Origin of the sequence: Psychrobacter halodurans (assembly GCF_017498075.1) — a bacterium.
GTDB lineage: Bacteria > Pseudomonadota > Gammaproteobacteria > Pseudomonadales > Moraxellaceae > Psychrobacter > Psychrobacter celer.
In genome coordinates this window covers 55,641-70,705 of the sequence record NZ_JAGBKN010000013.1, presented here as the reverse complement: position 1 = coordinate 70,705, position 15,065 = coordinate 55,641, and the positions used below count along the sequence as shown (strand labels likewise).

Here is a 15,065-nt window from a genome sequence, read left to right as displayed (position 1 = left end):
TTGGTATAATAGCATTTTGTGTCAGATGCGTATGAGTTTATCTGCAAGACGCGCGCCCCTATCGCTTGGTGCCAATTGCGCCATCTAACGCGCCAAGTCCACAGAGGATTTTTATTTTGTCGATAGTGCGCTATTATCAGTTTGAGACTTGTCTGATAAGCGGTGCATGTTTGCACTAAGACACACCCTTTCATATTTGACTGTCTATTAGGTCATCTTGCCGCCCGTTATTAGGATTTGAGTTATGTCAGAAAACGCCCACCCCACTCCCACGCCGCTGCTATCAGACACCTTTAACGTCGGTAGTCGTACCTTTTCTTCTCGGTTATTGGTCGGGACGGGAAAATATAAAGACATGGCGCAGACAGGTGAGGCCATCGGCGCGTCGGAGGCAGAGATTGTCACCGTCGCCATTCGCCGTACCAATATTGGGCAAAACAACGATGAGCCCAATTTGCTCGACGTCATCTCTCCAGACAAATACACTATTTTGCCAAATACTGCTGGTTGTTTTGATGCCGAAACGGCGGTTCGTACCTGTAAGCTTGCTCGCGAGCTGCTGGGCGGGCACAATCTGGTCAAGCTTGAGGTGTTGGGTGATGAAAAAACCCTCTACCCTAACGTCATGGAAACGTTAAAAGCGGCCAAAGTCTTGATAGAGGATGGGTTTGAGGTGATGGTATATACGTCTGATGATCCTATCGTCGCCCAAGAGCTTGAGAGCATGGGCTGCGTGGCGATTATGCCGCTCGGTAGCTTGATTGGCTCTGGACTTGGCCTGCTCAATCGCCATACCCTCAGCCTAATCATCGAAAACGCCAACGTACCCGTATTGGTCGATGCAGGCGTCGGCACTGCCTCGGATGCAGCGATTGCCATGGAGCTTGGCTGCGATGGTGTCTTGATGAACTCTGCCATTGCCAATGCGCAAAACCCAGTCTTGATGGCACAAGCCATGAAGCACGCTATCTGGGCTGGGCGTGAGGCGTTTTTGGCGGGCCGTATGCCGATGCGCAAAATGGCAGCCGCCAGCTCGCCGCAGACAGGCTACTTTTTTCAGTAAACGTTTGCTAGTAGCTCAGCGGACACCTGATCGTGTGGCGCTAGATATGACACCACCATCACAGGTCTTTTCTCCAACCTCATAAAAGGATTTATTATGCGACTTCTCACAGCAGTCGATCAATTATTTTTACTTCTTGAGTCGCGTAAACAGCCCATGCACGTTGGCGGCTTGTTTTTATTTGAATTACCAAAAGCGGCGGATAGTGATTTTGTCTATCAGCTGGTAAAACAAATGCAAGAGTCCGACGTGCCGCCAAGCTTTCCTTTTAACCAAGTGCTAGAGCATCTGATTTTTTGGAAAAAAGACAAAAACTTCGATGTGGAGCATCATCTGCATCATGTCGCGCTGCCAAACCCTGCGCGGATTCGCGAGCTGCTGATGTATGTGTCAAGGGAGCACGGACGGCTGCTAGATCGCGCCATGCCGCTATGGGAATGCCACGTGATAGAAGGCATTCAGCCCGAGACTGAGGGCGGTGCTGAGCGATTTGCGCTGTACTTTAAAATCCATCACTCATTGGTGGATGGTATTGCAGCCATGCGTTTGGTACAAAAATCCCTATCGCAGTCCGCCACCGAGCCTGTCACCCTGCCTGTGTGGTCATTGATGGCGCGCCACCGCAACCAAGTCAACGCCATACTGCCCAAAGAGCGCTCCGTGCGGCGCATCATCAAAGAGCAAATCTCTACCATCAAACCGGTGTTTACTGAGCTGCTGGACAACCTCAAAAACCATGGCGACGAAGGCTATGTCGGCACCTTTGATGCGCCGATGAGCATCTTAAACAAACGTATCTCCGCCTCTCGTCGTATCGCTGCGCAGTCTTATGATATCGAACGCTTTAACGATATCGCCGCCCGCCTAAAAATCAGCAAAAATGATTTGGTGCTTGCCGTCTGTGCAGGGGCCATTCGTCGTTATTTGCTCGCCATGGATGCCCTACCCAGCAAGCCGTTGATCGCTTTTGTCCCGATGTCGCTACGTACTGATAATAGCGTCTCAGGTAACCAGCTGTCATTTGTCCTAGCAAACCTCGGCACGCACCTTGATGATCCACTACCCCGCATCGAGCTTATCCACCGCAGCATGAATAACGGCAAACGCCGTTTTCGCCGTATGAATCAGGCCCAAGTGATCAATTACAGCGTGATTGCGTATGCGTGGGAAGGCATCAATCTGGCGACAGGCTTATTCCCCAAAAAACAAGCCTTTAACCTGATCATCTCCAATGTACCCGGCTCAACCAAGCCCTTATACTGGAATGGCGCAAAGCTACAATCGCTATACCCTGCCTCTATCGTCTTTGATGGTCAAGCGATGAACATCACGCTCGCCAGCTACCTCGATAGGATTGAGTTTGGCATCACTGCCTGTAGTAAAGCGCTACCGCATATACAAGACATGCTGATACTGATCGAAGAAGAGCTGGATTTGCTAGAGGCGACCAGCAAAGAGCTTGAGTTTCAAGGCATCACGGTCAAGGACAAGTGTGATGACCAAAACCCTCAGCACACAAAAAAGCTGGCACCATAATGGTACCAGCTTTTAAGATTTGATCGTTGACGGCGGCTTAAAACGCATCGCCCCAAGTCGGTACCACCACTTGCATCAATGGCTTGAGCAGCTTGACGTTACAAGCAAAGATAGAGCCTGATGTCATCGAGTTGTGCGCGCCAGTATGATCGACGACCACGCCGCGTGCTTCGGTGACAATCAGCTCACCTGCTGCGATGTCCCACGGCTTGATAGACATCTCAAAATAACCATCAAAACGACCTGCCGCCACATAGCACAGATCCAGCGCGGCTGAGCCTAAACGGCGAACTTGTCCGCCCGCTTCAGAGATTTTTTGTAGGCTTTCAAAGTGCTGCTTGGCATAAGAGATGACTTCGCCATTGCGTTTGCGCTCAAGCGGATGACCGGTGGTAAATAGCCCACCGTCGATGACTTTACGCTCACTGACATTGATACGGCGTTGGTTGAGACGCGCGCCTTTGCCGCGGCTGGCAGAAAACATCTCGTCACGCACAGGATCATAAATCACGCCGTGCTCGGTCACGCCTTTATATTGTACGGCAATAGAGACACAAAACTGCGGCACGCCATGGACGAAGTTTTTGGTGCCGTCTAGTGGATCGATAATCCAGCACCAGTCGGCATCTTCGCCGCGGCCTTCTTGCATACCAAACTCTTCACCCAAAAACGAATGGTTTGGGTAGCTGGCTTTTAGTGTCTCAATCGTCAGCTCTTCGCTAAAACGATCAATACGGGTGACCAGTCCATCAAGCCCTTTTGACTCGATGTCTAGCTCGATTTTGTGACGGTTTTGATGCGCGTATAAAATCTCTTTACCGACTTTTTCAGCAGCACGTGCTGCGATGACGACCATGGGTTCCATAGATAACCTATTTGCTTGATGAATGAATATACTTAAGAGATAACACTGATAAAATGTACAAAAAATAAAGCCGACTTAAAACTAAATCCTATCAACCTAACAAAAACCCTAGCCGCCAAGCAAACCAAATAGATGATTGCTAGTCGTTGCACCGCCCAAGTTGTCAAATAATTCACACCTACGGCAAGTAGGCGAGGTTTAAGCAAAAAACCTATAAGCTTTATTTTTTACTCTGCTATTTTAGCAATTTTTTATGAATGATAGGGTTTTATTTTAGCAGTTGCTTGAGCTGACTGACCACACCTGCAACATCCAGACCACAGTCGGCCATTTGCTCTGCGGGTGCGCCGTGCGCGATAAAACGATCAGGAATACCGATATTGCAAATGGCTGGGCGATGATGCTTAAAGGCCGCCGACTCATTGAGCAAGTATTCATTGACTGCACTGCCCGCGCCGCCCATCAGCATGTGCTCCTCTAGGGTGGCGATATGGGTGATGCCGTCTGCCAGTATCTCTTCTAACAATACGGTATCTAGTGGCTTCACCCAGCGCATATTGACCACATGTACCTGACAGTGCAACTGCTGAGCGATATCTTGAGCGGCCGAATAAGCGGCAGCGACCATGCTACCAAACGCCAGTAGCGCCAGTTTGAGCGGGGCATCATCTCGACCTACTACCGACTCAATCATCGCCTTGCCGATGTCATAGGTCTGCGCGGGGCGCTCGATGGCAGCACCTGTACCGACGCCGCGCGGATAACGAACAGCCGTACAGCCTTGATACTCATAGCAAGTATTTAACAAATGATAGCACTCGTTTTCATCTTTTGGCGCAGCGATTAGCATGTTGGGTACGCAGCGCAAAAAAGCAAAATCAAACACTCCTGCATGGGTCGCGCCGTCCTCGCCCACCAATCCTGCGCGGTCAATGGCAAACGTGACATCAAGATCTTGCAAAGCCACATCATGAATCAGCTGATCGTAGCCGCGCTGCAAAAATGTCGAATAAATCGCCACGATGGGTTTGACGCCTTGCGTTGCCATACCAGCAGCCAGTGTGACGGCATGCTGCTCAGCAATCGCCACATCAAAAAACCGCTCTGGGAACTGACGGGCAAAGTCGGTCATGCCTGAGCCTTCTTCCATCGCTGGCGTAATAGCGAGCAATTTGTCATCTTCATGCGCTTTGTCACACAAAAACTGGCCAAATACTTGCGAGTACTTTAGCGCAGGCTGCGATTTTTTAGCAGCAGGCGGCGTATCATGCGGCTGCTCATCTGGTAGCTTACTAATGGCATGATAGCCAACTGGGTCTAGCTCTGCAGGCGCAAAGCCTTTGCCTTTCGTAGTATAGACATGTACCAGCACGGGGCCTTTGACTTGTTTTGCTAATAACAAGACGCGCAGTAGCTCAGGTATATTGTGGCCATCAAAGGGGCCAAAGTAGGTAAAGCCAATGGCTTTGAATAAATTGTCCTCGAGCTGCGGCACATCGCGCATCTCTTTGTGGCGTTTGCGCCGATCAAACCCCTGCATATCAGGGCGCTGGCAAACGATAGGCTGGCCGCTATCAGAGATATCTACTTGATACCCCGACTCCCATAGCATGGCCAAATGCCGCGAAAACCCGCCAATCGAGCAAGATATCGACATGTCATTATCATTTAAAATCACCAACAAATCAGCATCTTGCTGCACCGCGTCGTTCATGGCTTCAAACGCCATGCCACCTGTCATCGCGCCATCACCGATGATACAAGCGACCGTCTGCGGCCGCCCCTGATACCGCAGCGCCAGACTCATGCCGAGACCTGCTGAGATGGAGGTCGATGAATGACCAACACCAAAGGTGTCGTACACAGACTCGGCACGCTCAGGAAACGCCGTCAATCCGTCTTTTGCACGGATACTGCCCAGCTGATCGCGGCGACCCGTAAGCACTTTATGAGCGTAGGCTTGGTGCCCCACATCCCAAACGATTTGATCGTGCGGCGCATCTAGCAAGTAATGCAGGACGATGGTCAGCTCGACCACGCCTAGGTTGGCACCAAAGTGTCCGCCACTTTGACCGGCCGAATACAACAAAAAAAGGCGCAGCTCATCGGCTAACGCAATCAGCTGAGCGCTACTAAAGGCATTTAAATCAGCAGGCGTATCGATACTATCGAGCAGCGGCGTCTGCGGGCGCACACGTGGGATTGCCGTATAAGTCTGCTGCAAACTGGGCAGCTGAACCGCAGACGTAGTGGCTGACGCAGATACGGACTGAGACTGTGGGGAATAAGGTGACTGCTGCATAAACCGTACGATACCTACCAATCTGCTGACAAAACGTGCTTTAGGGTATAAAAAAAAGATAGCCAAGCGACGTCAATAATATCTACATCATTATTGATGTAACAAGCCATATAGTTATTTATGTAACGCCGGCATAAAGTCCATCATGCGGCGTCTCACAGCAAGCACGCGAGCATAATATATAGCGCGGCGCGGCTTGGGATGAGTATTATGCCTTATTATCAGACATCAATACCGAATGTTCGTGACGACATAGTAATGTAAGGGTAAAGACTTGTCACTGTATCCGTCAAAATAGTATGGCATAATAGCATTTTTTTTTAATTGTCGCTTTAATCATCGTGCGCCGTCTGTGAACTTTGTGTGTTTTTACCATAAAGCGCAAAACCATGCTATCGTCATGAGCAGGTGAGCGCGTTTTTACAGACTCTACTGCCACCACCACCGGCTTATGCAGGACAGTAATGTCATATCAATTTATTACCAGTGCCAAACTACCGACTCGTCATGGCGAGTTTGATATTCATGTTTTTGAAAACGACGACGGCCAAGAGCATGTGATGCTGACCGTTGGGCTGTCTGCGTGTGAGCAAGTAGCGGCTGATGAGACGGCAGACAACACCCGCGTGCCGAGCACAGCGCATGCAGCCTCAGAGCCGCCGGTGCCCTTGGTACGTATTCATTCTGAATGCCTTACTGGCGATGCCTTTAGCTCACTAAAATGTGACTGTGGCCCGCAGCTCAATACTGCCATGCAAGCCATCCAAGAGACAGGCTGCGGCGCTATTTTGTACTTGCGCCAAGAAGGCCGCGGTATTGGTTTGACCAACAAAATCCGCGCCTATGCGCTACAAGATCAGGGCCATGATACGCTAGATGCCAATTTAATGTTAGGCTTACCTGCTGATGCGCGCATTTATGACATGTGTGGCCCCATGCTCGCCCATGTCGGCGTCGATGCGGTGCGGCTCATCACCAACAATCCAGATAAAGTCGCCTATTTGACCGAACACGGTATCAATGTGGTGGAGCGCGTGCCTCTGCTGGTGGGTGTCAACGATATGAATGCGGATTACCTCGCCACCAAACGCGACCGCATGGGACATTTGCTCGACAAAGACTTTAATACTGCCATACACCTAAATAAATAGATATGTTATGAGTATTCCAGATACAGCTAATACCAATAGAGACCAAAACGTCATAGACAAAAACGTCGCTCAGGCACAAGCAGATGCGGCAAACTCTGCCATACCAAACGATAACGATATCGCTCGCGTCCGCGCGTTTTTGGTCGATTTGCAAGCACGTATTTGCCAAGCGCTCGAAGCACAAGAGCGTGACGGCGGCGGTGATGCCACCTTTGTTCCTGATGATTGGCAGCGCCCAGAAGGCGGCGGCGGCCGCTCTTGTGTCTTAGCAGACGGTGAGGTGATCGAAAAAGCTGGCGTGATGTTTAGCCACATTCACGTGCACAACCTGCCCGCATCGGCGACGGCGCGCCACCCCAATATCGCAGGGCGCAAAGCACAAGCCATGGGCGTGTCCCTCGTCGTCCATCCCAAAAACCCAAACGTCCCGACCAGCCATGCCAACGTGCGCTTATTCGTCGCCGAAGCAGAAGGCGAAGCGCCGATTTGGTGGTTTGGCGGCGGATTTGATTTGACACCGTTTTATCCTGTGCTAGCGGACTGCGTCCACTGGCATCAGGTCTGTCATGATTTGTGCGCGCCGTTTGGCGACAGCGTTTATTCTGACTTCAAACAGTGGTGCGATGAGTATTTTCATCTGCGTCATCGCGATGAGCAGCGCGGCATTGGCGGGTTGTTTTATGACGATGTCAATACCGAGAGCCGCGGCTGGGACTTTGAGACGTGTTTTGACTTTATGAAAGCGGTAGGCAACGGCTATCTTGATGGTATTTTGCCTATTTTTGAGCAGCGTAAAGCCGCCCCTTATACCGACGAGCAGCGTCAGTTTCAGCTGTATCGGCGCGGCCGCTATGTCGAGTACAACCTCGTCTATGATCGCGGCACTCTCTTTGGGCTACAAAGTAATGGCCGCATCGAGTCTATCTTAGTCAGTATGCCGCCGCTTGCCAGCTGGCATTACCGCTTTGAGCCAGAGCCTGGCTCGCCTGAGTTTGAGCTGACAGATTTTTACTTAAAACCGCGCGACTGGTTGACTCTATAGCAGGTCTGCCTATAATAAAGACCAAGGTATTTTTCTATTGCTTAAGTTTTTATTGCTTACGTTTTTATCTATCTTACCAAGCGCATATAAGGTCAGCTGTCATGGCTGACCTTATTTATATAAGGCAGATATCAAACAGCAAAACCATCCGCCAAGACACGTCGACGATGCCTGATAAGCCACGTGACAAGCGCGCTTACGATGGATATTACGATGAGATAACAACTATTTTAACTATCCTTACTTAGTTAACCGTTACAATAGAATGTATTTTTAGCAAAAGTCATTTAGAAGCACTGATGTTTCTAAACATTATGCGTTCATTTTTATAATAAAACGTCATTTGCGGCGCGTTTTTCTCAGCACGCCGACGATTAGCCAAATTTAAAGGAGTAATTTATATGGCCCAAGTTATCAAATCCTCACTTACCTCGGTCTTTGGTATCACATTGATGGCGGCCGCTTTAGGCCTCAGCGCTTGTAGCACCTCTGTGGACCCTGATGTCAAAGCGCGTCAAGACAGCATGAAAAGCTGGGGCGATGCGATGGGCGTCATGGGCGATATGGCCGAAGCCCCTGACACCTTTGATGCAGAGATCTTTAAAGAGCAGGCTGCGTTTTTGGCAGAAGATGCCGCCACGCCTTGGAGCCATTTTGAAAACCAAGAAGCCGCGGGTAACGCGACTGAAGCGGTATGGTCAAATGTTGACGGATTTCGCGCAGAAGCAGAAAACTTCCAACAAGCGACAGCTGAGCTAAATGCTGCCGCCCAAACCGCCACTAGCATGGATGATGTCATGCCAGCGTTTGGTCAAGTGGGCCAAAGCTGCAAATCATGCCACACTGACTTTAAAGTCAAAAATGACTAAGTCCAGAGCAATATCTGTCAAAACCACCTGACACAAAAAACTGCCTTATCTGCTGATTTGGCGGTTTTTTTTGCTATAGGTTTTTTGGTTGCTATAAAAGTATCTATCGGCTTACTTTGCCGCTTGCGGATCGGTAGCAGGAGATTGCTGCGTCTGCATTTTATCCACAATAGCACTGACAGACGGATCGCTTAAATCTATGGTACGTATTGGGAACGGGATATTGACCCCTGCCGCATCCAGCGCTGTCTTGATCTCGACGATGACTTGATGAATGGAAGCGACTTTATTGGCCTGCGTGCCATCTTCGATAAACCAGCGTACCGTCAGATCGATAGACGAGCCGCCAAATCCAGTCGCAATCACGCTAGGCTGAGCTTTCGTCGAGACGCTATCGGCCTTATCTAACGCACGTAAAATCTCCGCTTTTGCCGCTTCAATATCATCTTCGTAGCCGATACCGACTGCCACCTGCAAACGGCGCTGCTTATAGGCCGTATTGACCGTCAACGCCGAGGTGTAAAGGTCTGAGTTGGGAATGACCACTTGCCGACCGTCATAAGTCTTGATGGTGGTGGCGCGGATTTTGATGTCCTCCACCGTCCCTTCATAGTCGCCTGAGACAATCTGATCACCGATACGAAACGGCTCTGAGAGCAGCAGCAAAATACCTGATAGTAAGTTTTGAAAAATATCTTTAAACGCAAAACCAATCGCCACCGAACCAATACCAAGGGCGCCAATCAGCTTGGCGGGCGTAAACCCTGGCACCGCAATCACCATCGCAATCATAAAGCCGATAAAAATAATCAGTGCCCCGCCTACCCGCTGAAACACTTTGACCAAGTTTTGATGGCGACTACGGCTACCTAGGAGTTTATGAACGATTTTTTTGAAAAGTATCGACAAAAACCAAAAAATCAGGATAACAATGAGCGATGCGACAAAATAAGGAATTCGCTCCAAAAACCCCACCATGATATCATTGGCCGAATCAAAGATGCTGTGATACGTCAGCGTATCAGTCGTCGACTCAGGGGCACGGTCAGCGTTTACTGTGGTTCCTGCCTCAGGGGTAGGCATGGGCGGTTCACTCCTTTGATTGATTGGGTAACGCAGCGGCTCATTATGTTTTGTGGCGCATCATGCGCCTTAGCACTCTACGCCATCAAGTCTGCTTGCACAATCTCGATCCAGTAGCCATCGACGTCTTTGATAAAGGCGATATGTTTCATGCTGCCATCTTCTGGACGTTTTTTAAATTCGACATTATTTTTGTCAAACCAAGCCACCGCGTCTGCCAAATTGGGCACACTAAAGCAAATATGACCAAAGCCTTGCGGCCCACTATTGCCATCATGGTAGCTAAAATCGGCCTGACTCTCTGTGCCATAGTTATGGGTTAACTCCAAGATACCGCGCTGACGAAAGGCAAAGATCTCTAGATCGGCACCTGACGGCAGATTCTCACGCTCACTATCGGTCAGCTTGGCCAAAAAGTACAAATCAAACTCCATCTCAGGGAATTTTTTGACCGCCAATAGGGTCATACCCAGCACCCCAGTATAAAACTCAAGCGACTTGGCAGGGTCTTTTACGCGTAGCATGGTGTGGTTAAAGGTAAAGCCTGAGGTTTGCGCTGAGATCGGCTGAATACCTGCACGCGCGACGCTGCTGGCAGGCTGCGCGATAGTCGCTGCATCATCAAGAGAGGTTGAGCTAGACGCTGAATGAGACATAACAATCCTAATATACCTAATATAAAATTAATATAAAAAACAAATGAATCAGCAAGCGAATCACAGCATGGCGATGCGCTTGCTACTTTTATGATAATCAAAAATGCACCAATCAATGATAGGGTTTTGTAAGCAAAAAGCGCACCGCTCTGGTGTGAGGGCCGCTTTCGTCAAGTGAGTACAAAACTCCAAGCACAGATCAGTCTTCTAAAAACCGTACCTTACCGGTTTCTAAGTCGTACTCTGCCCCAACGATGAGCAGCTTACCACTCGTCGTCAAGTCCTCTAGGGCTCGGGAGCCATGTTTGAGCTGACTGACAGACATACGCACGTTGGCACTGATAGAGCGATCTAGCAGCTCATCGGCATCGACGTCTTGACCATTGGCAGTCGCCAGCTCGTGCAAATTGTAAACACTTGGGCGAATACGATCGACGATAGACTGCAGGTTTGGCGTGTAGTTTTGCTCAGGGTTGATGAGCGCTTCTACGCAAGCGGTCACCGCGCCGCAGTGTGAGTGGCCGAGCACCACCACCAGCTTGGTACCAAATTTTTCGGCAGCAAACTCAACTGAGCCAATCTGTGACGGTGCGACGACATTTCCTGCCACCCGAATCACAAACAAATCCCCTAACCCTTGGTCAAAGACAATCTCAACCGGTACGCGTGCATCTGAGCAGCCCAAGATAATCGCCAACGGGTCTTGATCACTGATAAGCTCTGGACGCCTCTGCATCGCAGGATCTGGGTTGGTGAGGCTGTCGACGTAACGGGCGTTACCTTCTTTTAAAAGCTCAAGCGCTTCTTGACCAGTTTTGGGGCGTGTGTCGTTAGGCATGAGAAATCCTTTTTTTCGAATGTTAAATGATAGATGGCTGCTCATATATCGCGGATGAAGAAGATGCTGGATATATAGACCAAAAGACGGCCAATGACGATGAGGTCATGCCGCACACTTTGGTGTCAGCCATGACATGATTGTATAGGAACACCGACAAAAAAATGCTAAAAACTTTTGTTTTAATGTCGTTAATATCGCTATAAACGCCACGACCACTATCCCCAAGACCCTCATGCTCATGATGAAATGCAACCAATTCGACATAAAATTGGCACGTTGCATATCAACACACTTTATGCCAATAGAACGGCACCTATTTTAAGTAGATTAACCATACAAAAGCCGCGCTTAGGATAATACAGTCTGCCCAAAAGAAAAATGCCCAAGCACATAAACGCCTGACTATTATACTACCGTAAAAACCATATAACGAGCGCTATCGCCATCCGCGCTATCCGCTTTGTCTTGCGGGTATGACTCGCGTAACTGATAACGAAGTTGCACTGATTTATAGTAAGGGTTTGTTATAATACGCAATAACCAGACCATGCTCATGCCAGCCCTTGTCCTGTCTTATACTAAAAAAGTACTGATATTAAAAAAGGTACGGACAGGTAAGAGGCTTAGGAACCAGATTTATGACCCAATCTTTAGCAAACACGCATACCAACCCTGCGTCATCAGACACTGTACTGCTACAACTGACTGGCCTACAAAAAACCTACGATCAAACTGAGGTCTTAAAAGACATCAATCTTGATATCCAGCATGGTGAGTTTTTGACCCTGCTTGGCCCGTCAGGCTGCGGCAAGACCACGCTGCTACGTTTAATCGCGGGGTTTGAGCAGCCAACGGCAGGGGCGATTTATCTAGACGGCGTGCAGATGGCAGGGCTGTCCGCGGATAAGCGGCCGGTTAACACCGTGTTTCAGCAGTATGCGTTGTTTCCGCATATGAGTGTCGCGCAAAACGTCGCCTATGGCCTCAAGCTCAAAAAAGTCCCCAAAGACGAGATTCGGTCGCGGGTGCGTGAGATGCTGGCAATGGTGCAGCTAGAGCACCTTGCCAATCGTCGCCCGCAAGATCTGTCTGGCGGTCAGCAGCAGCGCGTGGCCATTGCGCGCGCGGTCATCAATCGCCCCAAACTACTGTTACTCGATGAGCCTTTATCGGCGCTCGATCACAAGCTGCGTCTGCAGATGCAGTCAGAGCTCAAACGCTTGCAGCGCGAGCTTGGCATTACCTTTGTTTTTGTCACTCATGATCAAGAAGAAGCACTGTCGATGTCCGACCGTATCGCGGTGATGAAAGACGGCAAGTTTCAGCAAATCGGTACGCCAATCGAGATTTATGAAACCCCTGCCAATCTATTTACGGCCAAATTTATCGGTGAGACCAATCTGTTTAAGGCAGAGGTCAAAGGCGTGTACCCCGATCAGCCAGATCGTGATGGCCGCGTGACCAATGGCCGCATCGAGGTTGAAGTCTGTGAAGCGCAGGTGCAAGAAGGTAAAGCCACATTGCGCAACTTGCGCCGTCCTGCTTTTGCTAACGATGTACAAGTAGGCGACATCGTCAACCTACTGCTGCGTCCTGAAGACTTGCGCATTTATGATCCCAAAGACGACAGCCATGCAGGCTTGCTGGGCCGTGTCATCGAGAGTAACTATAAAGGCAGTACCTTAGACTCGATTATCGAGCTGGCCAATGGTCATATCATCAAAGCCTCTGAGTTTTTTGATGAAGACGATCCTAGCTTTGATTATAAGCTCAATGAAGCGGTCAAGGTGGCGTGGGTCGATGGCTGGGAGTGGGTATTGCCCGAAGACCATTTAACAGAACCACAAGCACCTGAGCAAAGCGTGGCTATACAAAAAACAGCCATACAAAAGGATGTCAGCTAATGGCGCGTACTAGCCGTTTTAACTTGGGCAATAAAAGCCCGTTTCGTACAGCAACGCTATGGCTCATCTGGGGTTGGCTGCTGATATTTGCTTTGTTGCCAAACATCTTGGTCATCGCGGTCAGTTTTTTGACCCGTGATAGCAGCGCCTTTATTAGTCTGCCTGTCAATATCGACAGCTATATACGTATGGTGGATCCGCTGTATTTTGAGGTGTTTGTTCATTCCCTCTGGATGGCTGGTATCACCACGGTGATTTGTTTATTACTCGGCTATCCGTTTGCTTGGCTGGTCTCCAAAGCCCAGACGCGCTGGCAGCCGCTGCTGATGATGCTTTTGATTTTGCCGTTTTGGACCAACTCTTTGGTGCGGACTTATGCGCTCAAATTATTGTTTGCCAATAATGGTTTGATCAATAAGTCCCTACTGACGCTGGGTATCATCGACGCGCCTATCGATATCTTGTACACGCAAGGCGCGGTGATAGCAGGCCTGACGTATTTACTGTTCCCGTTTATGGTGCTGCCGCTGTATGCGGTCTTTACCGATCTGCGTAACGACATGCTGCTGGCTTCGCAAGATTTGGGTGCGTCGAAAACCCAGACCTTTTGGCACGTGGTGCTGCCACTGACCACGCCTGGGATTATCTCAGGGGTGCTCTTGGTGCTGCTGCCTGCGATGGGGATGTTTTATGTGGCAGACGTGCTGGGCGGCTCGCGTAACCTGCTGGTGGGTAACATCATCAAAAACCAGTTTTTGGACGCGCGTGATTGGCCCTTTGGTGCAGCGGCAAGCGTGCTGTTGACACTGGCGATGGCCGTGCTATTGCTGGCTTATCGTGCCAGTAGCCGCCGCATTGGTAAGACTGATTTTAATGAGGTGGCCTAATGCCTAATAACCAACGCCACATCAAACCGCCGAGCCTCGGCAGTATCGCAGCCAAAGGCTATCTTGGCTTGATTTATGCTTTGCTATATCTGCCCATTATCGTCTTGGTGGTGATGTCATTTAATAAATCAAAAATCGGCTACAACTGGGGCGGCTTTAGCCTCAAATGGTACGAGTCGCTATTTAACAACCAAGCGATGCTCGATGCATTTTGGCATTCTATCGTCTTGGGTTTAGTCGCTGCCACCGTCTCAACCCTAATCGGCACGCTCACCGCCCTTGCCCTACATCGTTACGACTTTCGCGGCAAAGGCTTATTGAACGGGCTGCTATTTGTGCTGATGATGTCGCCTGAGATTGTCCTTGCGATTTCACTGTTGGCCTTATTTTTATTAATTGGTCTGCAGTTAGGCTTTGTTTCGCTACTGCTTGCCCATATTACCTTTTGCTTGCCCTTTGTGGTCATCACCGTGTTTGCGCGCCTAAGCAGCTTGGATGAGCGCTTGATGGAAGCGGCGCGCGACTTGGGCGCTAGTGAATCGACCATGGTACGCACCGTCCTGATTCCTGTCATCTTGCCGGCGGTGATGGCAGGTTGGTTGCTCGCCTTTACCTTATCACTCGATGATGTGGTGGTATCGACCTTTGTCACAGGGCCTAGCTATGAGATTTTGCCGCTGCGGATTTATTCGATGGTACGCGTCGGCCTCAAACCTGAGGTCAACGCCATCGGTACGTTACTACTGGTAGCCTCTTTGGTACTGGTCGTCATCTCACAGCTATTATTACGGCGACGCTAGACGTTGAAGGCTGGCTAATAGCAAGCACTTGATAGAAATATTTGAGTGGAATTCACTGATATATTG

13 protein-coding genes are annotated in these 15,065 nt (G+C 49.7%); 8 read left to right on the top strand and 5 right to left on the bottom strand.

What is annotated here, in order from left to right; genetic code table 11:
- The first annotated feature begins 244 nt into the window (after nt 1-244).
- Complete coding sequence (locus tag J3491_RS07575) at nt 245-1,063, top strand: thiazole synthase (RefSeq protein WP_075101809.1); 819 nt, start codon at nt 245-247, stop codon at nt 1,061-1,063.
- Between the two features lie 96 nt (nt 1,064-1,159).
- Entirely contained in the window at nt 1,160-2,599 is a 1,440-nt protein-coding gene (locus J3491_RS07570) for a WS/DGAT/MGAT family O-acyltransferase (RefSeq protein WP_207969713.1), read from the top strand.
- Between the two features lie 37 nt (nt 2,600-2,636).
- Here the strand turns inward: J3491_RS07570 and J3491_RS07565 are convergent, their stop codons facing one another.
- Nucleotides 2,637-3,464 (bottom strand): inositol monophosphatase family protein, encoded by an 828-nt coding sequence (locus J3491_RS07565; protein WP_100748806.1) that lies wholly within the window; start codon nt 3,462-3,464, stop codon nt 2,637-2,639.
- 268 nt (nt 3,465-3,732) lie between these two features.
- Nucleotides 3,733-5,766, bottom strand: coding sequence for a 1-deoxy-D-xylulose-5-phosphate synthase (dxs, locus tag J3491_RS07560; RefSeq protein ID WP_207969712.1), 2,034 nt, complete (start codon nt 5,764-5,766; stop codon nt 3,733-3,735).
- A 464-nt stretch (nt 5,767-6,230) separates the two neighbouring features.
- On the opposite strand from dxs, the gene ribA reads away from it, so the two are divergent.
- The 3 genes from ribA to J3491_RS07545 all read left to right on the top strand — a co-directional run bounded on the left by ribA (nt 6,231) and on the right by J3491_RS07545 (nt 8,828).
- On the top strand, nt 6,231-6,917 hold the full coding sequence (gene ribA / locus J3491_RS07555; RefSeq protein WP_207969711.1) for a GTP cyclohydrolase II: 687 nt from the start codon (nt 6,231-6,233) through the stop codon (nt 6,915-6,917).
- A gap of 7 nt (nt 6,918-6,924) precedes the next feature.
- On the top strand, nt 6,925-7,959 hold the full coding sequence (gene hemF, locus J3491_RS07550; protein ID WP_207969710.1) for an oxygen-dependent coproporphyrinogen oxidase: 1,035 nt from the start codon (nt 6,925-6,927) through the stop codon (nt 7,957-7,959).
- A gap of 401 nt (nt 7,960-8,360) precedes the next feature.
- Nucleotides 8,361-8,828 (top strand): c-type cytochrome, encoded by a 468-nt coding sequence (locus J3491_RS07545; RefSeq protein ID WP_207969709.1) that lies wholly within the window; start codon nt 8,361-8,363, stop codon nt 8,826-8,828.
- Between the two features lie 111 nt (nt 8,829-8,939).
- On the opposite strand, the gene J3491_RS07540 is transcribed toward J3491_RS07545, so the two are convergent.
- From J3491_RS07540 to J3491_RS07530, 3 genes are all read right to left on the bottom strand, one after another.
- Complete coding sequence (locus J3491_RS07540) at nt 8,940-9,911, bottom strand: mechanosensitive ion channel family protein (protein ID WP_207969708.1); 972 nt, start codon at nt 9,909-9,911, stop codon at nt 8,940-8,942.
- Nucleotides 9,912-9,988: 77 nt separating this feature from the next.
- A complete protein-coding gene (gene gloA, locus J3491_RS07535; RefSeq protein WP_207969707.1) occupies nt 9,989-10,567 on the bottom strand; it encodes a lactoylglutathione lyase in 579 nt (192 codons plus the stop codon).
- A 199-nt stretch (nt 10,568-10,766) separates the two neighbouring features.
- Entirely contained in the window at nt 10,767-11,405 is a 639-nt protein-coding gene (locus J3491_RS07530; RefSeq protein ID WP_207969706.1) for a carbonic anhydrase, read from the bottom strand.
- Nucleotides 11,406-12,046: 641 nt separating this feature from the next.
- On the opposite strand from J3491_RS07530, the gene potA reads away from it, so the two are divergent.
- Genes potA through potC form a run of 3 tightly spaced genes read left to right on the top strand, consistent with a single transcriptional unit; the run spans nt 12,047 to nt 14,999 of the window.
- Nucleotides 12,047-13,312 (top strand): spermidine/putrescine ABC transporter ATP-binding protein PotA, encoded by a 1,266-nt coding sequence (potA, locus tag J3491_RS07525; RefSeq protein ID WP_243456217.1) that lies wholly within the window; start codon nt 12,047-12,049, stop codon nt 13,310-13,312.
- Nucleotides 13,312-14,199: a spermidine/putrescine ABC transporter permease PotB gene (gene potB, locus J3491_RS07520; RefSeq protein ID WP_075101819.1), complete on the top strand. Its 888-nt coding sequence runs from the start codon at nt 13,312-13,314 to the stop codon at nt 14,197-14,199. The genes potA and potB overlap by 1 nt, the downstream gene beginning before the upstream one ends.
- The gene (potC, locus tag J3491_RS07515; RefSeq protein ID WP_100748799.1) at nt 14,199-14,999 is read left to right on the top strand and encodes a spermidine/putrescine ABC transporter permease PotC; all 801 of its coding nucleotides are present in this window, start codon (nt 14,199-14,201) and stop codon (nt 14,997-14,999) included. Before potB ends, potC begins: the two co-directional genes overlap by 1 nt.
- The last annotated feature ends 66 nt before the right edge of the window (nt 15,000-15,065 follow it).

What these genes read in the sequence shown, in the direction of transcription:
- J3491_RS07575 (WP_075101809.1), top strand. Translation starts at nt 245, where the DNA reads ATGTCAGAAAACGCCCACCCCACTCCCACGCCGCTGCTATCAGACACC.
- J3491_RS07570 (WP_207969713.1), top strand. Translation starts at nt 1,160, where the DNA reads ATGCGACTTCTCACAGCAGTCGATCAATTATTTTTACTTCTTGAGTCG.
- J3491_RS07565 (WP_100748806.1), bottom strand. Translation starts at nt 3,464, where the DNA reads ATGGAACCCATGGTCGTCATCGCAGCACGTGCTGCTGAAAAAGTCGGT.
- dxs (WP_207969712.1), bottom strand. Translation starts at nt 5,766, where the DNA reads ATGCAGCAGTCACCTTATTCCCCACAGTCTCAGTCCGTATCTGCGTCA.
- ribA (WP_207969711.1), top strand. Translation starts at nt 6,231, where the DNA reads ATGTCATATCAATTTATTACCAGTGCCAAACTACCGACTCGTCATGGC.
- hemF (WP_207969710.1), top strand. Translation starts at nt 6,925, where the DNA reads ATGAGTATTCCAGATACAGCTAATACCAATAGAGACCAAAACGTCATA.
- J3491_RS07545 (WP_207969709.1), top strand. Translation starts at nt 8,361, where the DNA reads ATGGCCCAAGTTATCAAATCCTCACTTACCTCGGTCTTTGGTATCACA.
- J3491_RS07540 (WP_207969708.1), bottom strand. Translation starts at nt 9,911, where the DNA reads ATGCCTACCCCTGAGGCAGGAACCACAGTAAACGCTGACCGTGCCCCT.
- gloA (WP_207969707.1), bottom strand. Translation starts at nt 10,567, where the DNA reads ATGTCTCATTCAGCGTCTAGCTCAACCTCTCTTGATGATGCAGCGACT.
- J3491_RS07530 (WP_207969706.1), bottom strand. Translation starts at nt 11,405, where the DNA reads ATGCCTAACGACACACGCCCCAAAACTGGTCAAGAAGCGCTTGAGCTT.
- potA (WP_243456217.1), top strand. Translation starts at nt 12,047, where the DNA reads ATGACCCAATCTTTAGCAAACACGCATACCAACCCTGCGTCATCAGAC.
- potB (WP_075101819.1), top strand. Translation starts at nt 13,312, where the DNA reads ATGGCGCGTACTAGCCGTTTTAACTTGGGCAATAAAAGCCCGTTTCGT.
- potC (WP_100748799.1), top strand. Translation starts at nt 14,199, where the DNA reads ATGCCTAATAACCAACGCCACATCAAACCGCCGAGCCTCGGCAGTATC.